Source organism: Lichenibacterium minor (genome assembly GCF_004137685.1).
Classification (GTDB): Bacteria; Pseudomonadota; Alphaproteobacteria; order Rhizobiales; family Beijerinckiaceae; genus Lichenihabitans; species Lichenihabitans minor.
Genome location: NZ_QYBB01000002.1, coordinates 187,065 through 205,697, shown reverse-complemented (window position 1 = coordinate 205,697; position 18,633 = coordinate 187,065). Strand labels below are relative to the sequence as shown.

General features: G+C 69.5%; 17 protein-coding genes. 5 read left to right on the top strand and 12 right to left on the bottom strand.

The window, feature by feature from the left end:
* Window positions 1-252 precede the first annotated feature (252 nt).
* The 10 genes from D3273_RS03075 to D3273_RS03030 form a co-directional block, all read right to left on the bottom strand.
* Window positions 253-981 (bottom strand): anti-CBASS protein Acb1 family protein, encoded by a 729-nt coding sequence (locus D3273_RS03075; RefSeq protein WP_165359358.1) that lies wholly within the window; start codon window positions 979-981, stop codon window positions 253-255.
* Window positions 899-1,297, bottom strand: coding sequence for an anti-CBASS protein Acb1 family protein (locus D3273_RS29575; protein WP_281011188.1), 399 nt, complete (start codon window positions 1,295-1,297; stop codon window positions 899-901). The genes D3273_RS03075 and D3273_RS29575 overlap by 83 nt, the downstream gene beginning before the upstream one ends.
* 43 nt (window positions 1,298-1,340) lie before the next feature.
* Window positions 1,341-1,691 carry a hypothetical protein gene (locus D3273_RS03065; RefSeq protein ID WP_129223385.1) on the bottom strand — a complete coding sequence of 117 codons (351 nt, stop codon included), beginning with the start codon at window positions 1,689-1,691 and terminating at the stop codon, window positions 1,341-1,343.
* The gene (locus tag D3273_RS03060) at window positions 1,691-2,293 is read right to left on the bottom strand and encodes a hypothetical protein (RefSeq protein ID WP_129223383.1); all 603 of its coding nucleotides are present in this window, start codon (window positions 2,291-2,293) and stop codon (window positions 1,691-1,693) included. Before D3273_RS03060 ends, D3273_RS03065 begins: the two co-directional genes overlap by 1 nt.
* An 82-nt stretch (window positions 2,294-2,375) precedes the next feature.
* Window positions 2,376-3,740 carry a phage portal protein gene (locus D3273_RS03055; protein ID WP_129223381.1) on the bottom strand — a complete coding sequence of 455 codons (1,365 nt, stop codon included), beginning with the start codon at window positions 3,738-3,740 and terminating at the stop codon, window positions 2,376-2,378.
* A gap of 369 nt (window positions 3,741-4,109) precedes the next feature.
* A complete protein-coding gene (locus tag D3273_RS03050) occupies window positions 4,110-4,574 on the bottom strand; it encodes a cyclic nucleotide-binding domain-containing protein (RefSeq protein WP_129223379.1) in 465 nt (154 codons plus the stop codon).
* Between the two features lie 39 nt (window positions 4,575-4,613).
* Window positions 4,614-7,304 carry an ABC transporter ATP-binding protein gene (locus D3273_RS03045; RefSeq protein ID WP_129223377.1) on the bottom strand — a complete coding sequence of 897 codons (2,691 nt, stop codon included), beginning with the start codon at window positions 7,302-7,304 and terminating at the stop codon, window positions 4,614-4,616.
* Window positions 7,305-7,377: 73 nt separating this feature from the next.
* Window positions 7,378-8,607, bottom strand: a complete 1,230-nt coding sequence (locus D3273_RS03040) for a glycosyltransferase family protein (RefSeq protein WP_245500956.1) — start codon at window positions 8,605-8,607, stop codon at window positions 7,378-7,380.
* A gap of 7 nt (window positions 8,608-8,614) precedes the next feature.
* Window positions 8,615-9,928, bottom strand: coding sequence for a glycosyltransferase family 4 protein (locus tag D3273_RS03035; RefSeq protein WP_129223753.1), 1,314 nt, complete (start codon window positions 9,926-9,928; stop codon window positions 8,615-8,617).
* A gap of 50 nt (window positions 9,929-9,978) precedes the next feature.
* Entirely contained in the window at window positions 9,979-11,184 is a 1,206-nt protein-coding gene (locus tag D3273_RS03030; RefSeq protein ID WP_129223375.1) for a glycosyltransferase family protein, read from the bottom strand.
* A 971-nt stretch (window positions 11,185-12,155) separates the two neighbouring features.
* Here D3273_RS03030 and D3273_RS03025 point away from each other — a divergent pair.
* Together D3273_RS03025 and D3273_RS03020 are read left to right on the top strand one after the other, a co-directional pair.
* Window positions 12,156-13,025 carry a hypothetical protein gene (locus D3273_RS03025; RefSeq protein ID WP_129223373.1) on the top strand — a complete coding sequence of 290 codons (870 nt, stop codon included), beginning with the start codon at window positions 12,156-12,158 and terminating at the stop codon, window positions 13,023-13,025.
* Between the two features lie 165 nt (window positions 13,026-13,190).
* On the top strand, window positions 13,191-13,637 hold the full coding sequence (locus D3273_RS03020) for a GNAT family N-acetyltransferase (protein WP_129223371.1): 447 nt from the start codon (window positions 13,191-13,193) through the stop codon (window positions 13,635-13,637).
* Window positions 13,638-13,847: 210 nt separating this feature from the next.
* Here the strand turns inward: D3273_RS03020 and D3273_RS03015 are convergent, their stop codons facing one another.
* The gene (locus tag D3273_RS03015; RefSeq protein WP_129223370.1) at window positions 13,848-14,696 is read right to left on the bottom strand and encodes a metallophosphoesterase family protein; all 849 of its coding nucleotides are present in this window, start codon (window positions 14,694-14,696) and stop codon (window positions 13,848-13,850) included.
* Window positions 14,697-14,777: 81 nt separating this feature from the next.
* Window positions 14,778-15,854 (bottom strand): aquaporin Z, encoded by a 1,077-nt coding sequence (gene aqpZ / locus D3273_RS03010; protein WP_281011171.1) that lies wholly within the window; start codon window positions 15,852-15,854, stop codon window positions 14,778-14,780.
* Between aqpZ and D3273_RS03005 the strand changes: the two genes are divergently transcribed.
* The 3 genes from D3273_RS03005 (at window position 15,750) to D3273_RS02995 (ending at window position 18,575) form a co-directional block, all read left to right on the top strand.
* A complete protein-coding gene (locus D3273_RS03005; RefSeq protein ID WP_129223366.1) occupies window positions 15,750-17,135 on the top strand; it encodes an inorganic phosphate transporter in 1,386 nt (461 codons plus the stop codon). The two genes, aqpZ and D3273_RS03005, sit on opposite strands and share 105 nt — an antisense overlap.
* Window positions 17,136-17,313: 178 nt before the next feature.
* Window positions 17,314-17,553 (top strand): hypothetical protein, encoded by a 240-nt coding sequence (locus D3273_RS03000; protein WP_245500955.1) that lies wholly within the window; start codon window positions 17,314-17,316, stop codon window positions 17,551-17,553.
* Between the two features lie 11 nt (window positions 17,554-17,564).
* A complete protein-coding gene (locus D3273_RS02995) occupies window positions 17,565-18,575 on the top strand; it encodes an alpha/beta fold hydrolase (protein ID WP_129223364.1) in 1,011 nt (336 codons plus the stop codon).
* Window positions 18,576-18,633 lie beyond the last annotated feature (58 nt).

Genomic DNA, 18,633 nt, shown 5'->3' with positions numbered 1-18,633 from the left:
GAGCGCCTGCAGCACCGAGCCGGACCACAGCGCGCCCGCGACGCTCGGGGCGTGCAGGGGGCGTCCCACCATCGCTCATAGTCTCGGCTCGCGATCCATCACCAGTCCGGTGCATATCCAGGTCCCGAATATCGCGATCTCTCGATCTGCATGGCGGCGACCGGGAAGATGCCTCCATCCGAAAGAAAGAACTTCCCGTTCTCGAACTCGCCCGTGAGCGCCCCCACCTCTGCCATCTTGCGCCGAACCTTGTCACGCCATCGGACGGCTCCCACGCCGTAGGAAATGGGATAGAAAATGCCGATATCTGGAATTATGATCCTGACCGGACTGATAAAGCGGAGGAACATCTTGGGACCCTGCGGCTCCCCCGCGATCTGGTCCATCACCTTTTCCATAAACTGAGCGAAGCGCTCGTTTGAGTAGCGCTGTATATAGACGACGGTGTTCCCATACCGCGGCCTGCGCCGTCCCGATCGGGTTGAGCAGCCCGAGCAACCCAGACAAGCTCAAGGGCGGATGGGATGCTTCGGCCTGCCCCTGACCGGGCGCCCTCGCGACACAGGCCGCCGTGCCCGCCCTGCCGCCTCCCCGAGTCCACCGGTTCCTGAGGTCGCGAGGCTCGGCAGGATCGAAGTCGAGCGTCGGCGTGACGCCGTCCGGGGCGGACGTCCCGCTCTCCGCGAACACGGCCGTGGCGTTCGGGTAGGTGCCGTCGGCGATCAGCTGCGCCTCGACGAGCTTGGCCGTCACCTCCGCCGGCCACAGACCCAGCCCGGCATAGATCTGCGTCGCCTGCGCCTTCGACAGTGCCAGTGCCAGTGCCAGTGCCAGTGCGGCCTTCGCCGGCTCGTCGAGCTGCCACAAGGGCCGGAACGCGAAGGTGAGCGCGCCCGGGTCAATCCCCTCCGACCGGCAGATCAGCCGGTCGAGACGCTCCAGCTGCGGCCGCAGGTCCAGCTCCTGCTGCGCCGCGATCATGTCGGGCGTCGTTGCGGACATCGCTTTCGCCCGTCGCCGACAGGCCGGAAGAAGACTGCCCGAGCAGCCGCGTGACGGGGATGTCCGCCGCCCCCGCCGCCACCTGCAGGAAGGTGCGCGCCATCTCGGGCAGGCCCGCGAAGTCGACCGTCTGCCGCGACCAGGTCTCGCCGTCGCCGAGCAGCAGCAGGTTGTTCATCGACTTCATCGCCGCCGCAGAAGCGAAGCGGGCGGAGAGCTGTTCCGTGGTCTCGGCCGAGGACAGGTGCTCGCTGAGGTTCGGCACCGTGACGACGTCAAATTTCGCCTTGTGCAGACACCTCTTTGTTACTGTCGAAAACAGAAATCTTATGATAATTTTACGAATTTTTGAGAGATATTACTGCTGATTTGAGCCCGAGCCAACAAATCGGCTCGACGGATGTGGGAGTTCGACCCATTGCAATCCATTCAGCCTCAATCCGTTTCAAATGCTCGCTCGGCTCGCCGGACCAGAACGCCAGGGTAGCAGCGTAATCATAATCGCCGGGGTACACGCCTTGCATCATCAGGCGACCGATGACCTCTAGCGTATGGCGACGGATATCGCTTTGATTTTTAAGGTCGAGATCCTCGCGAAGAGACTCAGCGATGAATGACACATCGATGAAATCGACATCAGCTTCAGCGCGCAAATCTTCAACTGTTTTGCGAATTACCTCCTCACACATCACTCATCTCCAAAATAATGCAGCTTGCGCTGAATCACACCGGGAACGTTGATATCGATGGCCGGCGACCCCGGCGTCGAGGTCACCGGTCTCAATGTGATTGTGCCAGCACCGCCCGGCAACTGAGTCATCGATCCGTTGCGAAGAGGGATCGAAGCGCCCCCCGAACTCAGGTAATCGTAATCCCGTTGCGCTGCAATTAGACCGCCAGGGAGCACACGTATCTTCGAGGATGTCCCCTGCTCACCGATCGGTTTGCCATCGGGCCGCAGGAAGTCGCATGTACGCTTGATGTACTCGTCCCTGACGGCGGCTTCGAGCTGCGCGATTTCGGCCTCGCTCGGCAGCGCACCTGGCTTCTCCAAAAACTGGAAGGCGCGACTTCGAGGGTTGATCTTTTCAAGCGCCTCGCGCGCGGCGTTGAAGCGCTGAACCCGCATCACCTCGCCGGGTTCAAGCTCGGCCGGTTCGGCCGGCTCCCCCTCCCGGCGGAGCAGCCGTCCCGGAGGCTCTTCGGCGGCCTGCGCCGTCCCGACCGGGTTCAACGCGTTGAGCAGCCCGACAAGGCCACAGGGCTGCTGCGCGACACCGTTCCTCGTCACGGCAGCGGGCGCCTTCGCCGCCCCGGCCGGTGTGGACGCACTTGCACCACCTCGCGTCCACCACCCCCGGACATCGCGGGGCTCATCGCGATCGTAGTCGAGCGTCGGGCTGGAGCCGGCTGACGCTGCCGTCTCGTTCTCCGCGAACATGGCGGCGGCGTTGGGGTACGTCCCGTCCGCGACGAGTTGCGCCTCGGCGAGCTTCGCCATCACGGCATCCGGCCACAGCTTCAGCCCCGCGTAGACCTGCGTGGCCTGCGCCCGGCTCAGCGCCAGCGCCGCCTTCGCCGGCTCGTCGAGCTGCCACAGCGGCCGGAACGCGAAGGACAGCGCCCCTTCGTCGATGCCCTCCGACCAGCAGATCAGCCGGTCCAAGCGTTCCAACTGCGGCCGCAGGTCCAGGTCGGGTCCCATGCCGATGCACCGGCATGGGTGCCCCTTTCTGCCGCGCCGCGATCATGTCGCAGTAACTGCGGACGTCGCTCTCGCCCGTCGCCGACAGGCCGGACGGAGACTGGCCCAGCAGCCGCGTCACGGGGATGTCCACCGCCCCCGCCGCCACCTGCAGGAACGTGCGCGCCATCTCGGGCAGGCCCGCGAAGTCGATCCTCTGCCGCGACCAGCTCTCGCCGTCGCCGAGCAGCAACAGGTTGTTCATCGACTTCATCGCCGCCGCGTAGGCGAAGCGGGCGGACAGCTGCTCAGTGGTCTCGGCCGAGGACAGGTGCTCCGACAGGTTCGGCACCGTGACGATGTCGACCTTCGCCTCGTGCAGCAGGCTCGTGGCCCCCGCCAGCGACAGCGCCGCGGCGTGGACGGCGTCGTAGAGCGCCTGCAGCACCGAGTCGGACCACAGCGCGCCCGCCACGCTCGGGTCGGGCAGCGGGTTGCCGAGGAAGCGCACCACGCGCGACGGGTGCAGTTCCAGCGGGGCGAGGCCGGGCGAGGACAGCGTGTAGCCCTTCGGCTCGCCACACCACGGGCTCAGCGGGTTCAGATCGAGTTCGCTCACGCCGAGCTGCCAGCGGCTCACGGCGTGCAGGAAGCGCAGCCCACCCCGCGGCAGCCGGGGGTCGAGCGGGCGCGCCAGGGCGGCTGGGCTCTCCTCGCCGTCGCCGATCAGGATGGCGCCGCCGCCGTAGAGGCGGCCGAGCGTCATGGCGCGCTGCACCGTCTTGCGAAGCCCGAGGCGCCGCTCGGCGGCCTCGAAGCGCGCGACGTCGGCCCGGTGGCCGGACCAGCTCCGCCACGCCCTGACCGAGTCGTAGGGGACGATGTCGACGACCTTCCGGGCCAGCCAATCGCCGCGGTACATGCTCTCGATCTGGCTGCGGCCGAGGTCGAAGACCGTGAAGGCGTCGTGGGCGGCCTTGTCCTTGCCCGCCCCCAGCGAGGCCGCGAGGTTGGACAGGCTGTCGCGCACGCCCGCGCCGAACGAGAAAGGCATGGTGCGGCTCGCTGATGGGAGGGGAAGGCGCGCGGCGGCGGCCCGCGGCTCACGAGAGCGGCGGGGGGCGGTCGGCGCGAGGATGTTCAGGAACGGGGGAGCGTGGGGCTTCCCCTCATCCGCCTCGGCTATGCCGAGGCACCTTCTCCCGCAGGCGGGAGAAGGGAGGCCGCGTCAGGGCACGCGGTCAAAGAAAAGGCCCGAAGGCGAGGCGCCCCGGGCCGGATGGCAGTTCTGCAGTCGATCTATTCAGGCCAGATCAGGCGCCCGAAGTCAAGAACATAAGAAGAACAAAGTGGCGGCATCGGCAGCCGTCCTCGGGTACCGCGAGCCGTCACGGAGCGGGGACGAGCCTCCCCGCGATCCCCCTCAATGCGCGTGGAACCTGTCGAGCTCGGCCTGGGCCAGCGCCTTGTTGGTGCGCTCCAGGCGGAAGGCCAGCACGCGCATCATGGCGATGCCCATGTCGGGAAAACTCTTCAACAGGCCCATGAGCTGGGTCTTGCCGATCACCAGCGTTTCGCAGGAGGTCTGGGCCTTGACGGTGGCGGAGCGGGGCCGGTCGCACAGGATCGCCATGTCGCCGATGAAGTCGTTGCGCCCGACGGTCGCGACCTTCACCTCCGTGTCGCCCGCGCGGACGAAGACGTCGGCCGTGCCCTTGACGATGACGAAGGCGCGGTCGCCGAGCTCGCCCTCGACGCAGAGCACCTGGCCGCCGTCGAACTTCAGCCGCTGCGACGCGAAGGCCAGCAGCTTCAGCTTGGAGGGGTCGACGGAGGCGAAGATCGGCACCTCCCGCAGCACCTCGACGTCTTCCTTCAAAAGGCTCACGGCTCGCTTCCCCTGTCCCGCCCGGTTCCCGGATCCCGATCACGCCGACGCGCGCATCGGCTCCCGCTCGTCGTCGTGCCGCGCCGCGCTGTCGTCGGCGATGCGGCCGTTCTCCATCCGCACGACGCGGTCGAAATGGTGGGCCAGCGCGTCGCCTTCGAGGTTCCACAGCACACCGAAGCCCGGCCGCCCGTCGGCGCCCCGGCTTTCCGCCACGATGCGGCCCACGATGGCGTCCTGGCTGCCCGGGTCGAGCTGCATCAGCCCGCGGTGCACGAGCAGCAGGTCCGGCCGGCGCAGAAGCGCGCGCGCCATGGCGAGCTTCTGGCGCTGGGCCCCGCTCAGCCGCTTGCCGCCCGAGCCGATGTTGAAGCCGAGGCCGGTGTGGAACACGATGGGGCGCAGCCCGAGCTCGTCGATCGTGGCGCGCACCGCCGCCGACACGCGCGATTCCGCTTCCGCGATGCCGAAGGCGACGCGGCCCATCAGCACGTTGTCCTTCACGCTCGCGGCCTCGTTGTAGAGGTCGGGATGGTAGAAGGCGATCTTGGCCTGGTCCTCGCCCAGGGCCTCGTAGAAGGCGTGGCGGGCGTCGAGCAGGCTGAGCTCGAGGTCGTCGGTCAGCAGGCCCAGGCGGTCGCGCGGCTCGATGTAGCCGAAGGCGAGGTCGAGGAACACGGCCTGGTCGCCCGAGGCCGCCCCCGCGAAGGACCGGGAGCCGACGCGCTTCAGCGCCGCCTGGTAGTCCGGGAACTGTTCGGGCGACATCAGGCTCAGCTGTTCGAACAGCGGGCTGTCGGCTTCCAGCCCCTCGAAGACTTCGAGGATGGTGGACGCGATGTCCTTGCCCATGGCGAAGAGCGCGGCGTCTAGCCGGTGCTCGGCCAGCACCTTGCGCACGGTCGGGTTGGAGCCGAGTTGGCGCAGGCTGAACGTGTCGTCGAGCGGCGTGCCGAAGATGAGGTTCTCGGCGATCGTGGACTGCGAGTTGAAGTGTTCCGGGTCGAAGGGCTCGACGAGCCCCGTCATGCCGCCGCCGTCGAGCTTCTCGCGCAGGATGGTGCGGGCTTCCACGAAGCGCTCCGCCGCCTCGTCCCACATGTCGGGGATGCGGCGGTTCAGCCCGAAGGCCAGGATGTCGTGTTCGAGGTCGACCGTCACCATGGCGTCGTGCATCCGCTCGCCGAGGTCGTCGGGCCCGGTGGCCCCCGCCGCCGCGTAGTCGACCCAGGCGGCATGGACGTCGAGGTTGTTGCCGCGCGACTTGATCACGTCGTAGCGCCCCGGGGCGGCCGGCGGCAGGCTGGTGTGGCGGATGCCGAACAGCATCGCTTCCTCGATGGTGCCCTGCGGGAAGAAGGTGTCGATGCCGGCGTAGGAGATGCGCCGCCCCGTGACGGCGAGGGGCAGGTCCTTCAGGTCGGCGTCGCCGAGCGTGACGCGGCCGCCGTCGGCCACGTCCAGCCGGGCCAGCACGCCCACGATGGTTTCGGCGCCGCTGGCCGAGCCGCCCTCGAGCGCCACGGCGTCGCCGACCCCCATGCGGAACGACACGTTGTCGAGCAGGCGCGACCCGTTGCCGTCGACCACCGACACGTTGGACAGCGCCAGCTCGCCGGCGATGTGGGGCACCGGCCCGTCGTGGTCGGGCGGCGGCAGCAGTTCCACCGCGGGATCGACGGAGAACTGCTCGATGATCTGCTCGTACTTGACCTCGACGTCGAGCCGCTGCTGGTCCCAGTCGATGAGGTCCTTCACCGGCGACGGCAGGTCCTTGTAGGCCGAGATGACGGCCACGAGCTGGCCGATGTTCAGCGTGCCCATGATGGCCAGGAACCCGCCCACCATGTAGAACAGGAAAGGCGTGACCTGGGCCAGCAGGTTGTTCAGGAACTTGACGAAGAACTTGCGCTGGTAGAGCTCGAAGCGGATGCCGAAGATCTTGACGAGCCGGCTCGCCAGGTCGGCGCGGGCGTAGTCGGACGCGTCGTTGGTGTGGATGAAGGCGACGCCGTCGACGATCTCGCCCACCGCGCCGGCGAGGGCGCGCGATTCCAGCTGCCGCTGGCGGCCGAGCACGAGCTGGCGGCGGCGCAGCCGCGGGATCACCACGCCCTGCACGGCGAGCAGCACGAGGGCGATGATCCCGAGATACGGGTTCTGCACCAGGATGAAGACGATGGCGGTGAGGATCTGCCCGAGCAGGAACACCGGCTGCACGATGGCGTCGCCGATGAAGCCGCCGAGAGGCTCCACCTCGTCGCGGATCATGGTGGCGACCTCGGCGCCCTTCACCCGGCGGAACTCGCTCATGGGGAAGCGCAGCACGCGGTCCATCAGCTCGTAGCGGAACTGGCCGAGCATGCGCTCGCCGAGGCGGCCCTTGTAGAAGTTGATGTAGTATTTGAAGAGGCCGTTGATCACCACCAGCGCCAGAAAGGCGGCGGACAGCATCACCAGCGACCAGACCCTGTCGAGGTCGAAGCCGTGCAGCAGCTCGACGAAGCCTTCCTGCTTGACGCCGGCCGGGACGGGGATGCGGATCTGGAAATAATGCTGGGTGTCGCCCGGATGCTCGAAGCCGCGGGCCTGGATGGGGCCGTTGACGATGTATTTCGGCAGGTCGAGCAGCCAGAAGCTGAACGGCATCGAGGCCAGGATGATGAACAGGATCCAGATCTGCTCACGCCGGGTCTCGTTCCAAACGTAGCGGAAGAGGCTCGACTCCATAGCCTTGGATCGCTCCGGCCCGGCCGCGCGCGGCCGGGAAAGGGTGGGGACCGGAAGGCCGGCCGACCGCGCATCATCGGCGCAACCGGCGATGAGGGCAAGGGCCGGTTCCCGGGCGCGCCGGGGGCCCGTCGGCCGGATGCCCCGCCGGGCCCACCCCGGGACGGGACGGGACGGGACGGGCGGGGGTCAGCCCATCCCGAGGTGACGCTCGATGACGAGCCGCGACAGGTCTGCCCCGTCGAGCGACAGCTCGGCCTCGGGCCGGGGCAGGTCCAGCGCGGCGTCGATGGCGGCGGCGAGCGCGGCCGGGTCGAGCGCGGCTTCGGCGACCACCACGGCCAGGCCGCGCGCGGCGAGTTTCGCCGCCCTCGGCGTAGGGCACCAGCACGGCGCGGCAGCGCGCCGCGACGAGGTCCGCCACCGTGTTGTAGCCGGCCTGGGACACCGACACCCGCGCCCGCGCGAGCCGGGCCGCGAGGTCGGGCACGAAGGCCCGCACCGACACGCCGGCGTCGGGCGGCGCATCCGGTGGGGCGGCCGCGTTGGGCCCGGTGAGCACGAGCCAGCGCGCGCCGGCGAGCCGGCTCAGCGGGCGCGCCGCCAGCGCCGCCGCGACGAGCCGCGCCCCGACGGCGCCGCCGCCGACCGACACCACGACGTCGAAGGGCTCGTCCTCGTCGGGGGCGGCGCCGTGCAGCAGGCCCTCGTGGCGCGGGCCGACCATGCCGGTGTAGCGGACGAGGTCGGCGAACTCCCGCGCTTCCGGGAACGACTCCGACAGGTCCGCGAAGCGCGGGTCGCCGTGCACCAGCACGAGGTCGAAATGGCGCCGGATGGCGTCGGCGGTTTCGGCGCGGCGTTCGGGCCGCGCGTCCTGCAGGATGTCGCGCACCGAGCAGGCCACCAGCGGGCGCTGCACGGCGGCGGCGGCGCGCTCCAGCAGCGGCACCAGCTCGAAGCGCATGGCCCGGCGCCCGAACGGGAAGGCCTCGATGAGCACCACCTCGGGCACGAAGTCGTCGAAGCAGCCGAGCAGCAGGTCGCGGCGCGCGGCCTTGTCCTCCGCCGTGAAGGGGCGCCCGTCGGGGTGGACCAGGGCCGAGAAGCCGGCCGGGCCGGCCTTCACGGGCGGCAGCACGAAGAGGCTGACATTGTCGGGCAGGAGGCCCGGCGGCAGGTCGCCGCCCACCACCAGCAGCACCTCGAAACGCTCGGACAGCGCCGCCGCGACCCGGCCGGCGCGGACGAGGTGGCCGATGCCGAGCAGGTGCTGGACGTAGAAGAGGACCCGGGTCTGCATGGATGAGCTACTCGGCCGCCGCTTCGGCGATGTCGGCCGCCGCGGCCCCGACGCCGACGCCGTGGAACAGGCGGGCCAGGGCGTCGAGGCTGGCGGCGGAGTCGAAGTGCCGCGCCACCCGGGCCTGGCCGGCCCGGCCGAGGGCGCGGCGGCGGTCGGGGTCGGCCACGAGCTCGTCGATCGCCGCCGCCAGCGCGGGCGCGTCGTCGGGCGGCACGAGGCGGCCGTTGGTCCCGTCCTCGACGAGTTCGGGCACGCCGCCCACCGCCGTGGACACGACGGCGAGGCCCTGGCTCTGCGCTTCCACCACGACGTTGGGCAGGCCGTCGCGGTCGCCGTCCCCCGCCACGCGGCAGGGCAGGGCGAAGAGGTCGGCCGCGCGATAGCTGTCCAGCACCGCCGCCTGGTCGCGGGGCCCGAGCCAGTCGACCCGCGCGGCGATCCCCAGGGCCGCGGCGCGGGCCTTCAGGTTCGCCAGCTCCGGCCCGCCGCCGACGTGGGCGAGGCGCCAATGGCGGCCCGGGGGGAGCAGCGCCAAGGCGTCGAGAAGGGTGTCGAGCCCCTTCTTCGGCACGGCGCGCCCGACGCACAGGATGCGGACCGGATCCCCGACGTCGCCGCCGTCGCGGCGCGGGCGGGGCGTCGGCAGCGGCCGGAAGCGGTCGAGCGACAGGCCGTGGTAGTTGAGCAGCACCGGGCGGCCCGGCGGCGCCAGCGCGTCGAGCCGGTCGCGCCCGGCCCGCGTGCAGGTCACGGTCCAGAGCGCCGCGGCGAGCTTGTCGGCGAGGTCCCGGTCCGGGCTGGTCCAGATGTCCTTGGCGTGGGCCGAGCAGGTCCAGGGCAGGCCCGCCATCAGGCTGGCGTAGCGGACGACGCTCGCCGGCGTGTGGATGAAATGGGCGTGGAGGTGGGACGCGCCGTCCGGCAGCTCGTCCGCCAGCACCAGCGCCTGGCCGAAGCGGCGCAGGCGGTTGCGGGTCGGGTCGCGCGGCAGGTCCCGCAGCAGCTGCGCCCGCGCGGCGCGGTAGCCGGGGCGGCGGCGCACCCGCCGCCACGCGGCGAGCACGCGGAGCGGCGCGTCGTGCAGGTATTCCGGCAGGTAGCCCACGGGCGCCCGCACCTCCGCGTGCACCGGATGGGTGCGGTCGTCGGTGGGGCGGCGCAGCGCCACGATGCGGATGTCGAAGCCGCGGCGCTCCAGGCCGAGGATCTCCTCGGCGATGAAGGTTTCGGACAGACGGGGATAGCCCTTCAGCACGAAGACCGCGCAGGCCCGCGTCGGGGATGCGGGCCCGCGCGCTTCGCCCGTCCGACGCGGCATCCGCCCGCCGGAATCCGGCGCGCGCGGCCAGAGCCTGCCCAGGGTCGCCATCACGATCCCCTCCCGCGCCGCGCCGCCACCATGGCGCCGACGAGGTCGGCGACGCGGTCGAGGCCGCCGAGGTCGAGGCCGTAGGGCGCGCGGGACGGCACGCCCCGGCGGGGCAGGGCCCGCAGCGCCGCGGCGAGGCGGGCGGGGTCGGCCGCATCGCCGGGCAGGATGCAGTCGACGAGGCCGAGCGCGGCGGCGCGGCGGGCGCGGATCAGCTGCTCCTCGCGGGGGCGGACGCGGGGCACGATGAGGGCGCGCTTGTCGAGCGACAGGATCTCGCAGAACGTGTTGTAGCCCCCCATCGCGACCACGCCGGCGGCGTTCTCCATCAGGATCTCGGGGCGGTTGTCGAAGTCGATGAGGTGGAGCGCGCCGTGGGACGCGGCGCGGCGGCGGATGTCGTCGCGCTCCTCCGCCTTCATGAAGGGTCCGAGCACCATCACGACGGGCCAATCGAGCGTCGGGTCGTGGTCGTGGGCGGCGATCACCTGGTGCATCAGCTCGGCGCCGTCGCCGCCCCCGCCGACCGTGACCAGCAGGGCGTCGGCCGGCATGGCGGCCAGCGTCGGCGTCGGGCCGGAGGGCACCTCGCGGCGCAGGAAACCCGTCCAGTCGAGGCGGCCGCGCAGGGACGCCGGCGCGTCGAGGCCCTGCAGGGGATCATGGAAGTCGCGGGGCCCGTAGACCCACACGGCGTCGTAGAGCGCGTCCATCTTGGCGAGCACGCCGGCGCGCCCCCATTCGGCGGCGAGCAGGGCGGGGGAGTCCATCACGTCGCGCAGGCCCAGCACCAGCGTGGTGCCGCGCGCCTTCAGCCAGCGCAGCGTCGGCTCCAGCTCGCCGCGCAGGCCGAGCGGCTCCTTGTCGACGATGAGGATGTCGGGTTCGAAGGATTCCGCCGTCGACTGGATCACCTGGCGGCGCAGCGCCAGCGTGCCGTCGAGCGCTGTGTGCTCGGCCAGCGGCGTGTATTCGCCGTTGTAGAGCTTGATGACGCTGGGGATCTTGAGGAAGTCGACCCGGGTGCGGAATTCGAAGGCGCCCGCGATGGAGGAGCCCGACACGATCAGCACCTGCAGGCCCTTGAAGCGCTCCACCAGGGCATGCGCGATGGCGCGGCAGCGGCGCAGGTGGCCGAGCCCGAAGGTGTCGTGGCTGTACATGAGGATGCGGGCGTGCCGGAGCCGGTCCACAGCGTGAAGCATCCGCGCTATCCGTCCCACCCCTCGCCCGTCGCACCCCGTGCCGCGCCGGTGCCGCGGCCCGCCGCATGCGGCGGGCCGTCGCGCCAGGATAGCGGGTGGAGCCGGGGCTGACTAGCCGAAGGGGCGAGGCGGCATGCCGGTGATCGCCGGACCGAGGGCGACGGGGGGCGGATATGGGTCTTCGCGGCGGGCCGGGGGCGAGGCGGCGGTCGTCGGATGTGTCGAACGGTTCCCGCTTCGCACGCAGTCTCCTTGAGCGAATATCAGAAGAATCGACCAGGACGGGACCGTTCGCACCGGTTTGGTTCGGGTACACCCATAGTGAACTAGCTTGCTTCTCCTCGACGGTCTGTTGTCGCCCCACTTTCTAGGGCAAGGTGAACACAGCGGGTTCGGGAGCAGAATATGGCTAAGCTAATCGGTATGCGAACCATGTTCGTCGTACTTACCCTCGTTCTCACACCCATGATCGCGGAAGCATCTTCGCTAGAAGGAACCTGGGTTTGGAGAGAACATATATCGCCAGGGGACTCCAGTATTCTAAGCCTTGAGTTCTTAAAAAACCACAAGGTTGCCGGGTTGTCATATCTGCCTCATGTCTTCTCCGGACTTAGCTCAGCAGGGAGCGGCGAGGTGCTGGAGACTGACGCTTATGATTACAAGCTGTCGAGCAAAGAGATAGTATTTACGAGTAAAAACGGCTTTGATAGCGGATGGCCAAGCCCGCGCGGTGTGGAAGGAAGAGTTCAGAGATGCGGGTTCACTTTTGGCTCGACTAAGGACCACTTCATACTTTCGAAATGTGATCTCGCCGGAGATTGGCGCCTCATGCCGCATGAGTAACACCACAGCAGCACAAAGTGCCAGTTCGCTTGGGGTGTACCCAAATCGAACCTGCCTGGGCACCCCCTCGTAGACAAGCTCCGGCGGTTCTCTCCAGGCATACCCGTAATCGAGTAAGGACCGATAGCATGAGCACCCTGACCGAAGTGGAACGTGAGCACCTTCATGATGTCAGAGTGAAGAGGGACGCTCTGTGGGCTTGGCTCGGGGCGCAATCTCAGGAGGTTTCGACTGTCATTGCGCTGCGCGTCGGTTTTAGAGCCCTGCCTTTCGTCGTCCAGAAGCCGGCCGAAGGTCGGTTCTCACCGAAGGAAGGCCAGACGATCGTTTCCGCATTTCGATACATCGCACTCGGACGTCTACAAGCGAGACGTCGCAACTTAGCGCTCAACATGTTCGCGACGCTGTTGAACTCTGTTTCTGACAAGAACGGGAGTTCCGCAACGGCCGCCGTCCGTGAGGCTTCCAGGTCAGCTCCTTCTGGCTCGCCCCTCGAGTCCTCCGCCGATGCCGCGAGCAACGCGGCATCCCGAGCTGCGATGGCGGCGATGTTCAGCGCCACATCGCCCGCTGGCGCGCCCTGGGATGCGATCGCAGCTGATCGAGCATGGATCGCAACAAGCGACGACCCGCTGGTCCTGCTCGATGCGCCGATGTGGCCAAATCGCGCATCGGCGGGAGGGGTGCCCGAACCATACGCCTCGCAGTGGGAAGCTATGCGCGCCGCCTTGGACGATGAGGATACGAGTTGGCGCGTCTGGACCGCCTGGTACCAAGACCGATTGTGGGGTGCGCCTGCTGCAGCGGATCACGTCGAGTATCTTCGGATCACGATGATGCCCGATGCGATGGCCAGAGCTGAGGATCCTTCGCCGGATGGCCTGCAGCGATGGACGGCGGACATTCAAGGAAACCAAGGTCTTGTGAAAGGCTCGCCAAAGAAGGCGAACCGAGTCGCTGCGATGTTGGTCGACGAGCTTGAAGACGCCCGATCATGAGACTTCTACGATCGATGCGCTCCAGAGGACCCAGAGCGGCCGGAATTCAGTGAGGTGCTGAATTAGTTCGATTTGGGTGTACCCAAAACGGACCAGCCGAATAGTCCATGGGGTGGGAAGCGGACGCTGCTTCAGCAGGTCGAGACGGGAGCGTATAGAAAGGCCATGAGCACCCTGCCGCAGCTTGCCCCACTCCTCGACCTACCGCCCGATATCGACGAGCTACGGGTCGAGGCCAGCGCAGAGGGCTTCCGCTTCATGGGCAAGCTCGTGGCGGAATGGGATGCAGGTCAGAACAGGTTCGCTGAGCCGGGCGAAGTGCTCCTAGGCGCGTTCCAAGCTTCTTGTCTGGTCGCCGTCGGTGGTCTCAACCGTGATCCGTACGCGGATCGACTGGAGATCGGGCGCTTGCGGCACCTTTACGTTGAGCGAGCAGCGCGGCGTTCCGGTGTAGGCTCTGCCCTTGTGGGGCAGTTGCTCGACCGTGCCAAAGGCGTCTTCCAGTCGGTCCGGTTGAGGACGACCACACAGGAAGCAGCCGACTTCTACGTCCGTCTTGGCTTCCGTCCCGTTCGCGACGAGGCGGCTACACATGTCTGGTCGTGGCGATGATGGCGGGTCCGCTCAGGGTCGGCAACCGCCGGAGCGATCGGTTCGCTTTAGGTATGCCCATAACGCACCGCACCAGCGGTCTATTATGAGCCTGATGACCCCACTAACCAAAACAGACTTTTCATAACAGACCACCCATATCGAACCGCCGCGCCGATGACGGCGAGGCCGTCCGCGACAGGTCCGATCCCCGCACCTCCTCGGGCGCCCTCACACTGCTGCCCCCAGCCGCCGCCCGCGCCGCTCCATCTCGACGAGGTCGATGCGCCCTTCCACGAAGTCGTCGAACACGGCCTGCAGCTCGGGCGACACGGGCCGGCCCGCGATGCTCTCGACCAGCCGGGCTTCCCGCACCAGCGCGGGGCGGTCGGGCTCGCCGACCGCCTGCAGGAAAGCCGGCTCGCGCGACGGGGCCTCGGGGTCGAGCACCGCCGCGGTGAGGATGCCGGAGCGGAAGGCGCCGGTGTCGATGGAGATGCGGTTCGGCGTCACCACGGGGCGGTCGCCCATGATGGTGTGGCCGTGCACGACGCGGCGGGGCAGCGGGCCCTCGAAGGACAGGAACTCTTCGCGGATCCAGGTCAAGTCCTCGGGGTCCTGCCGCTCCAGCGGCACGCCGGGGCGGATGCCGGCATGGACGAAGAGGTGGACGCCGTCGTCGTGGGTCAGCGGCAGCGACGCCAGGAAGGCGGCGTGGCGGCGCAGCTCCGCGTCCCGCCCGCGCAGGGTCGCGATCGTCAGGCCGTAGCTTTCCACCGTGTGGGCGTAGAGCGTCCAGGCCCAGTCCGGCACCCCGTCGCCGCGCGTCACGGCGGAAACGAACAGGTCGTCGTGGTTGCCCCGCAGCGGCACGAAGCGGTCGCCCGGGCGGCGGGCGCCGGCCATGACGCGCTCGATGACGCCGCGGGACGCGGGGCCGCGGTCGACGTAGTCGCCGGTAAAGACGATCTTGGCGGCGGCGCCGCGCTCCGCCGCGTCGGCTTCCACGGCGGCGAGCAGCCGCTCCAGGAGGTCGAGGCGGCCGTGGATGTCGCCGATGGCGTAGGTGACGGTTCTCATCGGTCCGCAGCTAGAGCGGGGCGGTGGCCGATGCAAGGCGCGGAGCCAAGCGCCGCACGCCCCGGCGGCCGGCTCCGGGCTTCAGCTCCGGGCTTTGGGCGGCACCGGCGGGTTGGCCGACGCGGCGTCGACGCGCTGCTCCTGCTCGGTCGGCAGCGCCTGGGTGGCGGCCCGCATGGTGATCTGCGCTTCGGGGTCGACGGGGCGCAGCGTCGTGTAGACGAAGGCGGCGATCGCCGAGCCGATGCAGGGCGCGACGATGAAGAGCCAGAGCTGGAAAAAGGCGCCCCCGCCGGCGAAGAGCGCCGGGCCGATGGAGCGGGCCGGGTTGACCGACGTGTTGGTGACGGGGATCGACACCAGGTGGATGACGGTCAGCGCGAGGCCGATGGCGATGCCGGCGAAGCCCACCGGCGCCTTGATGTCGGTCGCGCCGAGGATCACGAACATCAGCAGCCCCGTCATCACCGCCTCGGACACGAAGCAGGCCAGGAGCCCGTAATGGTCGGGCGAGCGGTCGCCGTAGCCGTTGGTGGCGAAGCCGGACGCCGTGGCGTCGAAGCCGGCCTTGCCGCTCGCCACCAGGTAGAGCACGGCCGCCGCCGCGATGCCGCCCACCACCTGGGCGACCATGTAGCCCGGCGCCCGGCGGGGATCGAACTTGTTGGCCAGCACCAGGCCCAGGGTCACGGCCGGGTTGAGGTGGCAGCCCGAGATGGGCCCCACCGCGTAGACCATGACGAGCAGCGACAGGCCGAAGGCGGCCGCGACCCCGGCGAAGCCGATGTGGGGCCCGGCCAGCACGGCCGCGCCGCACCCCCCGAAGACGAGCACGAACGTGCCGATGCATTCGGCCGCGTAGTTCCGCATGGGCTTCACCTGTCGGATGGTCCGCGACGACCGGGGCGATCCACGGCGCCCGTCGCGGGCGTCGCCGGTCCAAGCGCCGGGCGCCCGCCTTTGTTCCGCCTCAGTCTGGCCCGGCCGGACCGTCGCGCGATCGTCACACAACCCTGCCTCTATCGCTCGCCGGCTGTGGGCAGGGGGAACGGGATGGGCATTCTCGCCGTGATCGCGCCGGGATCGACGGCGGCGATCGTGTTTCTGGCGATCTGCCTCGCGCTGGTGCTGGCCTTCGAGTTCTCGAACGGCTTCCACGACACCGCCAACGCGGTGGCGACGGTGATCTACACGCATTCGCTGAAGCCCGTGGTCGCGGTGGTGTGGTCGGGCGTCATGAACTTCCTCGGCGTGATGCTGGGCGGCATCGCGGTGGCCTACGCCCTCGTCGAGCTGATCCCGCCCGACGCGCTGTCCCCGCCGGACGGCGGCATCGCGGCCGGCATGCTGGCCGCCATCTTCGTGTCGGCGCTGGGCTGGAACGTCGCCACCTGGCTGCTCGGCATCCCGAACTCGTCGTCGCACGCGCTGATCGGCGCGCTGGTCGGCATCGCGGTCGAGGACTCGCTGCGCCACGGGCGGGCGCTCGGGCAGGGCGTCGACTGGCACGAGGTGTGGGACGTGCTGCTGTCGCTGCTGGTCTCGCCCGTGCTCGGCTTCGGGCTCGCCATGGCGGCCTTCTGGCTGCTGAAGAAGGTGGTCCACGACGAAGCGCTCTACACGCCGCCGGAGGGCGGGAAGCCGCCGGTGTGGTGGATGCGCGGCATCCTGGTCTTCACCTGCACGGCCGTGTCCTTCGCCCACGGCACCAACGACGGGCAGAAGAGCATCGGCCTCATCATGCTGACGGTCATCGGCCTGTTCCCGATGAGCTACGCGCTGAACACCGACATGACGGGCGCGCAGCTGCACGGCATCGCGGGCGACATGGGGGCGGCGGCGGACCTCATCGGCCGCTACGGCGACGACCGCCGGCAGCTCGGCGTCGCGGCCGCCCGCGACATCGGGCGGCGCTTCGGCGACGCCGCGTCGGGCTCCGCCATCCCCGACGCCGAGCGCCCGGCGCTGCGCAACGACATGAACCTCGTGCTCACCGAGCTGAAGCGCGCCGGCGAAGCGCCCGGCATCGGCGAAGCCGACAGGAAGCGGGCGCACGAGGTCCACGAGACGCTGATGGGCACGGCGCAATACGTGCCCTGGTGGGTGCGGGTGCTGAGCGCGCTGTGCCTCGGGGCCGGGACGATGATCGGCTACAAGCGCATCGTCACGACGCTGGGCGAGAAGCTCGGCAAGCAGCACCTCGCCCCCGCCCAGGGCGCCGCCGCCGAGGTGGTGGCGGCCGGGCTGATCGGCGCCGCGGGCTTCGGCGGCTTCCCGGTGTCGACGACGCACGTCGTGACGGGCGGCATCGCCGGCACCATGGTGGCGTCCGGCGCGGGGATCGAATCCGGCATGCTGAAGCAGATCGCCGTCGCCTGGATCCTGACCCTGCCCGCCACGGTGGCGCTGTCCGCGGGGTTGTTCTACCTCTTGTCGTGACGCGCAGCGCCCGGCCTTTGCGCGGTGTGCCAAACCGGTCTATGCGTCCGCGAACCGTGAACCCGGGCAGGGGAAACATCGGCAGGCCGACGCTCCCCCTGCCCGCACTTCTCATCTCAGAGCAGGTTGCGGAAGCGTCCGACGCGTCCCCGCAGCCCGATCAGGCGGGTCCTCCACGATGCGTATCACCCTGGCGACGGCCGCGACGGCCCTCACCCTCTTGCTTCCCACCCTGGCTTCGGCCGAGATCAAGACCGACACCGTGCGGCAGAAGGCCGAGCAGGCCTGCTACGACGACGTGAACCGCCTTTGCGCCGACGCCATCCCGGACGAAGAGAAGATCAAGGCCTGCATGAAGGTGCACCGGGAGCAGCTCAGCCCGAAATGCCGCACCATCTTCGATTCCAGCATGAAGTGACGGGGGGCGGCATGGCCTGGGACAGTGACGCGGGGCGGTTCGACCTCGGCGACGTGACGCTGGAGTCCGGCGACGTGCTGGCCGGCGCCTTCCTCACCTGGAAGAGCTACGGCACGCTCGCGCCGGACCGCTCCAACGCGGTCGTTTTCCCCACGAGCTACTCGGCCCAGGCGTCCGACCAGGACTGGCTGATCGCGCCGGACGGCATCCTCGACCCCACCCGCTGGTTCGTCGTGGTGCCGGACATGTTCGGCAACGGTTCCTCGTCGAGCCCGTCGAACACCTCGAACTATCCCGCGCTGGTGACGACGGCCGACAACGTCCGGGCGCAGCGGCGCCTCCTAGTCGAGCATTTCGGCATCGACCGGCTCGCCTGCGCCTACGGCTTCTCCATGGGGGCGCAGCAGAGCTACCATTGGGCGGCGCTGTTCCCCGAAGCGGTCGAGCGCGCGATCGTGGTCTGCGGCAGCGCCCGCACGGCGGAACACAACAAGGTGTTCCTCCTGTCGCTGATGGCGACGCTGGAAGCCGCGCCCGAGCACACGGGCGGCGGGCGCTTCTCGGCGCAGCCCGCGGGGGCGATGCGCGCCTTCGCGCGGATCTACGCCGCCTGGGCGATGAGCCAGGACTGGTACCGGGCGGGCCTCCACTACGCGTCCACCGACGCGGCGTCGCTCGACGACTTCCTCGACCGGCACTGGTCGCCGGGCTTCACGCGGCGGCGGGCCGAGGACCTCTACGCCCAGGCGGCGACCTGGCTCCATTCGGACATCGCCGCCGGCCCGCCCCACGGCGGCGACCTCGTGGCGGCGCTCGGCGCCATCCGGGCGCGCGTGCTGCTGCTGCCGTCGCGCACGGACCTGTATTTCCCGGTGGCCGACAACGCCGACGAGGTCGCGCACCTGCGCCACGCCGAGCTCCGTCCCATCCCGTCGATCTGGGGCCACCGCGCCGGCAACCCCGTCGGCGACGCCCCGGCGCGGGATTTCCTGCGGAAGGCCGTGGCGGACTGGCTGGGGTGACGCGGTTTCCGAGGGGCTCGCCCGTTTGGAACCGGGCCGGCCCCCCCGAACCGGAACT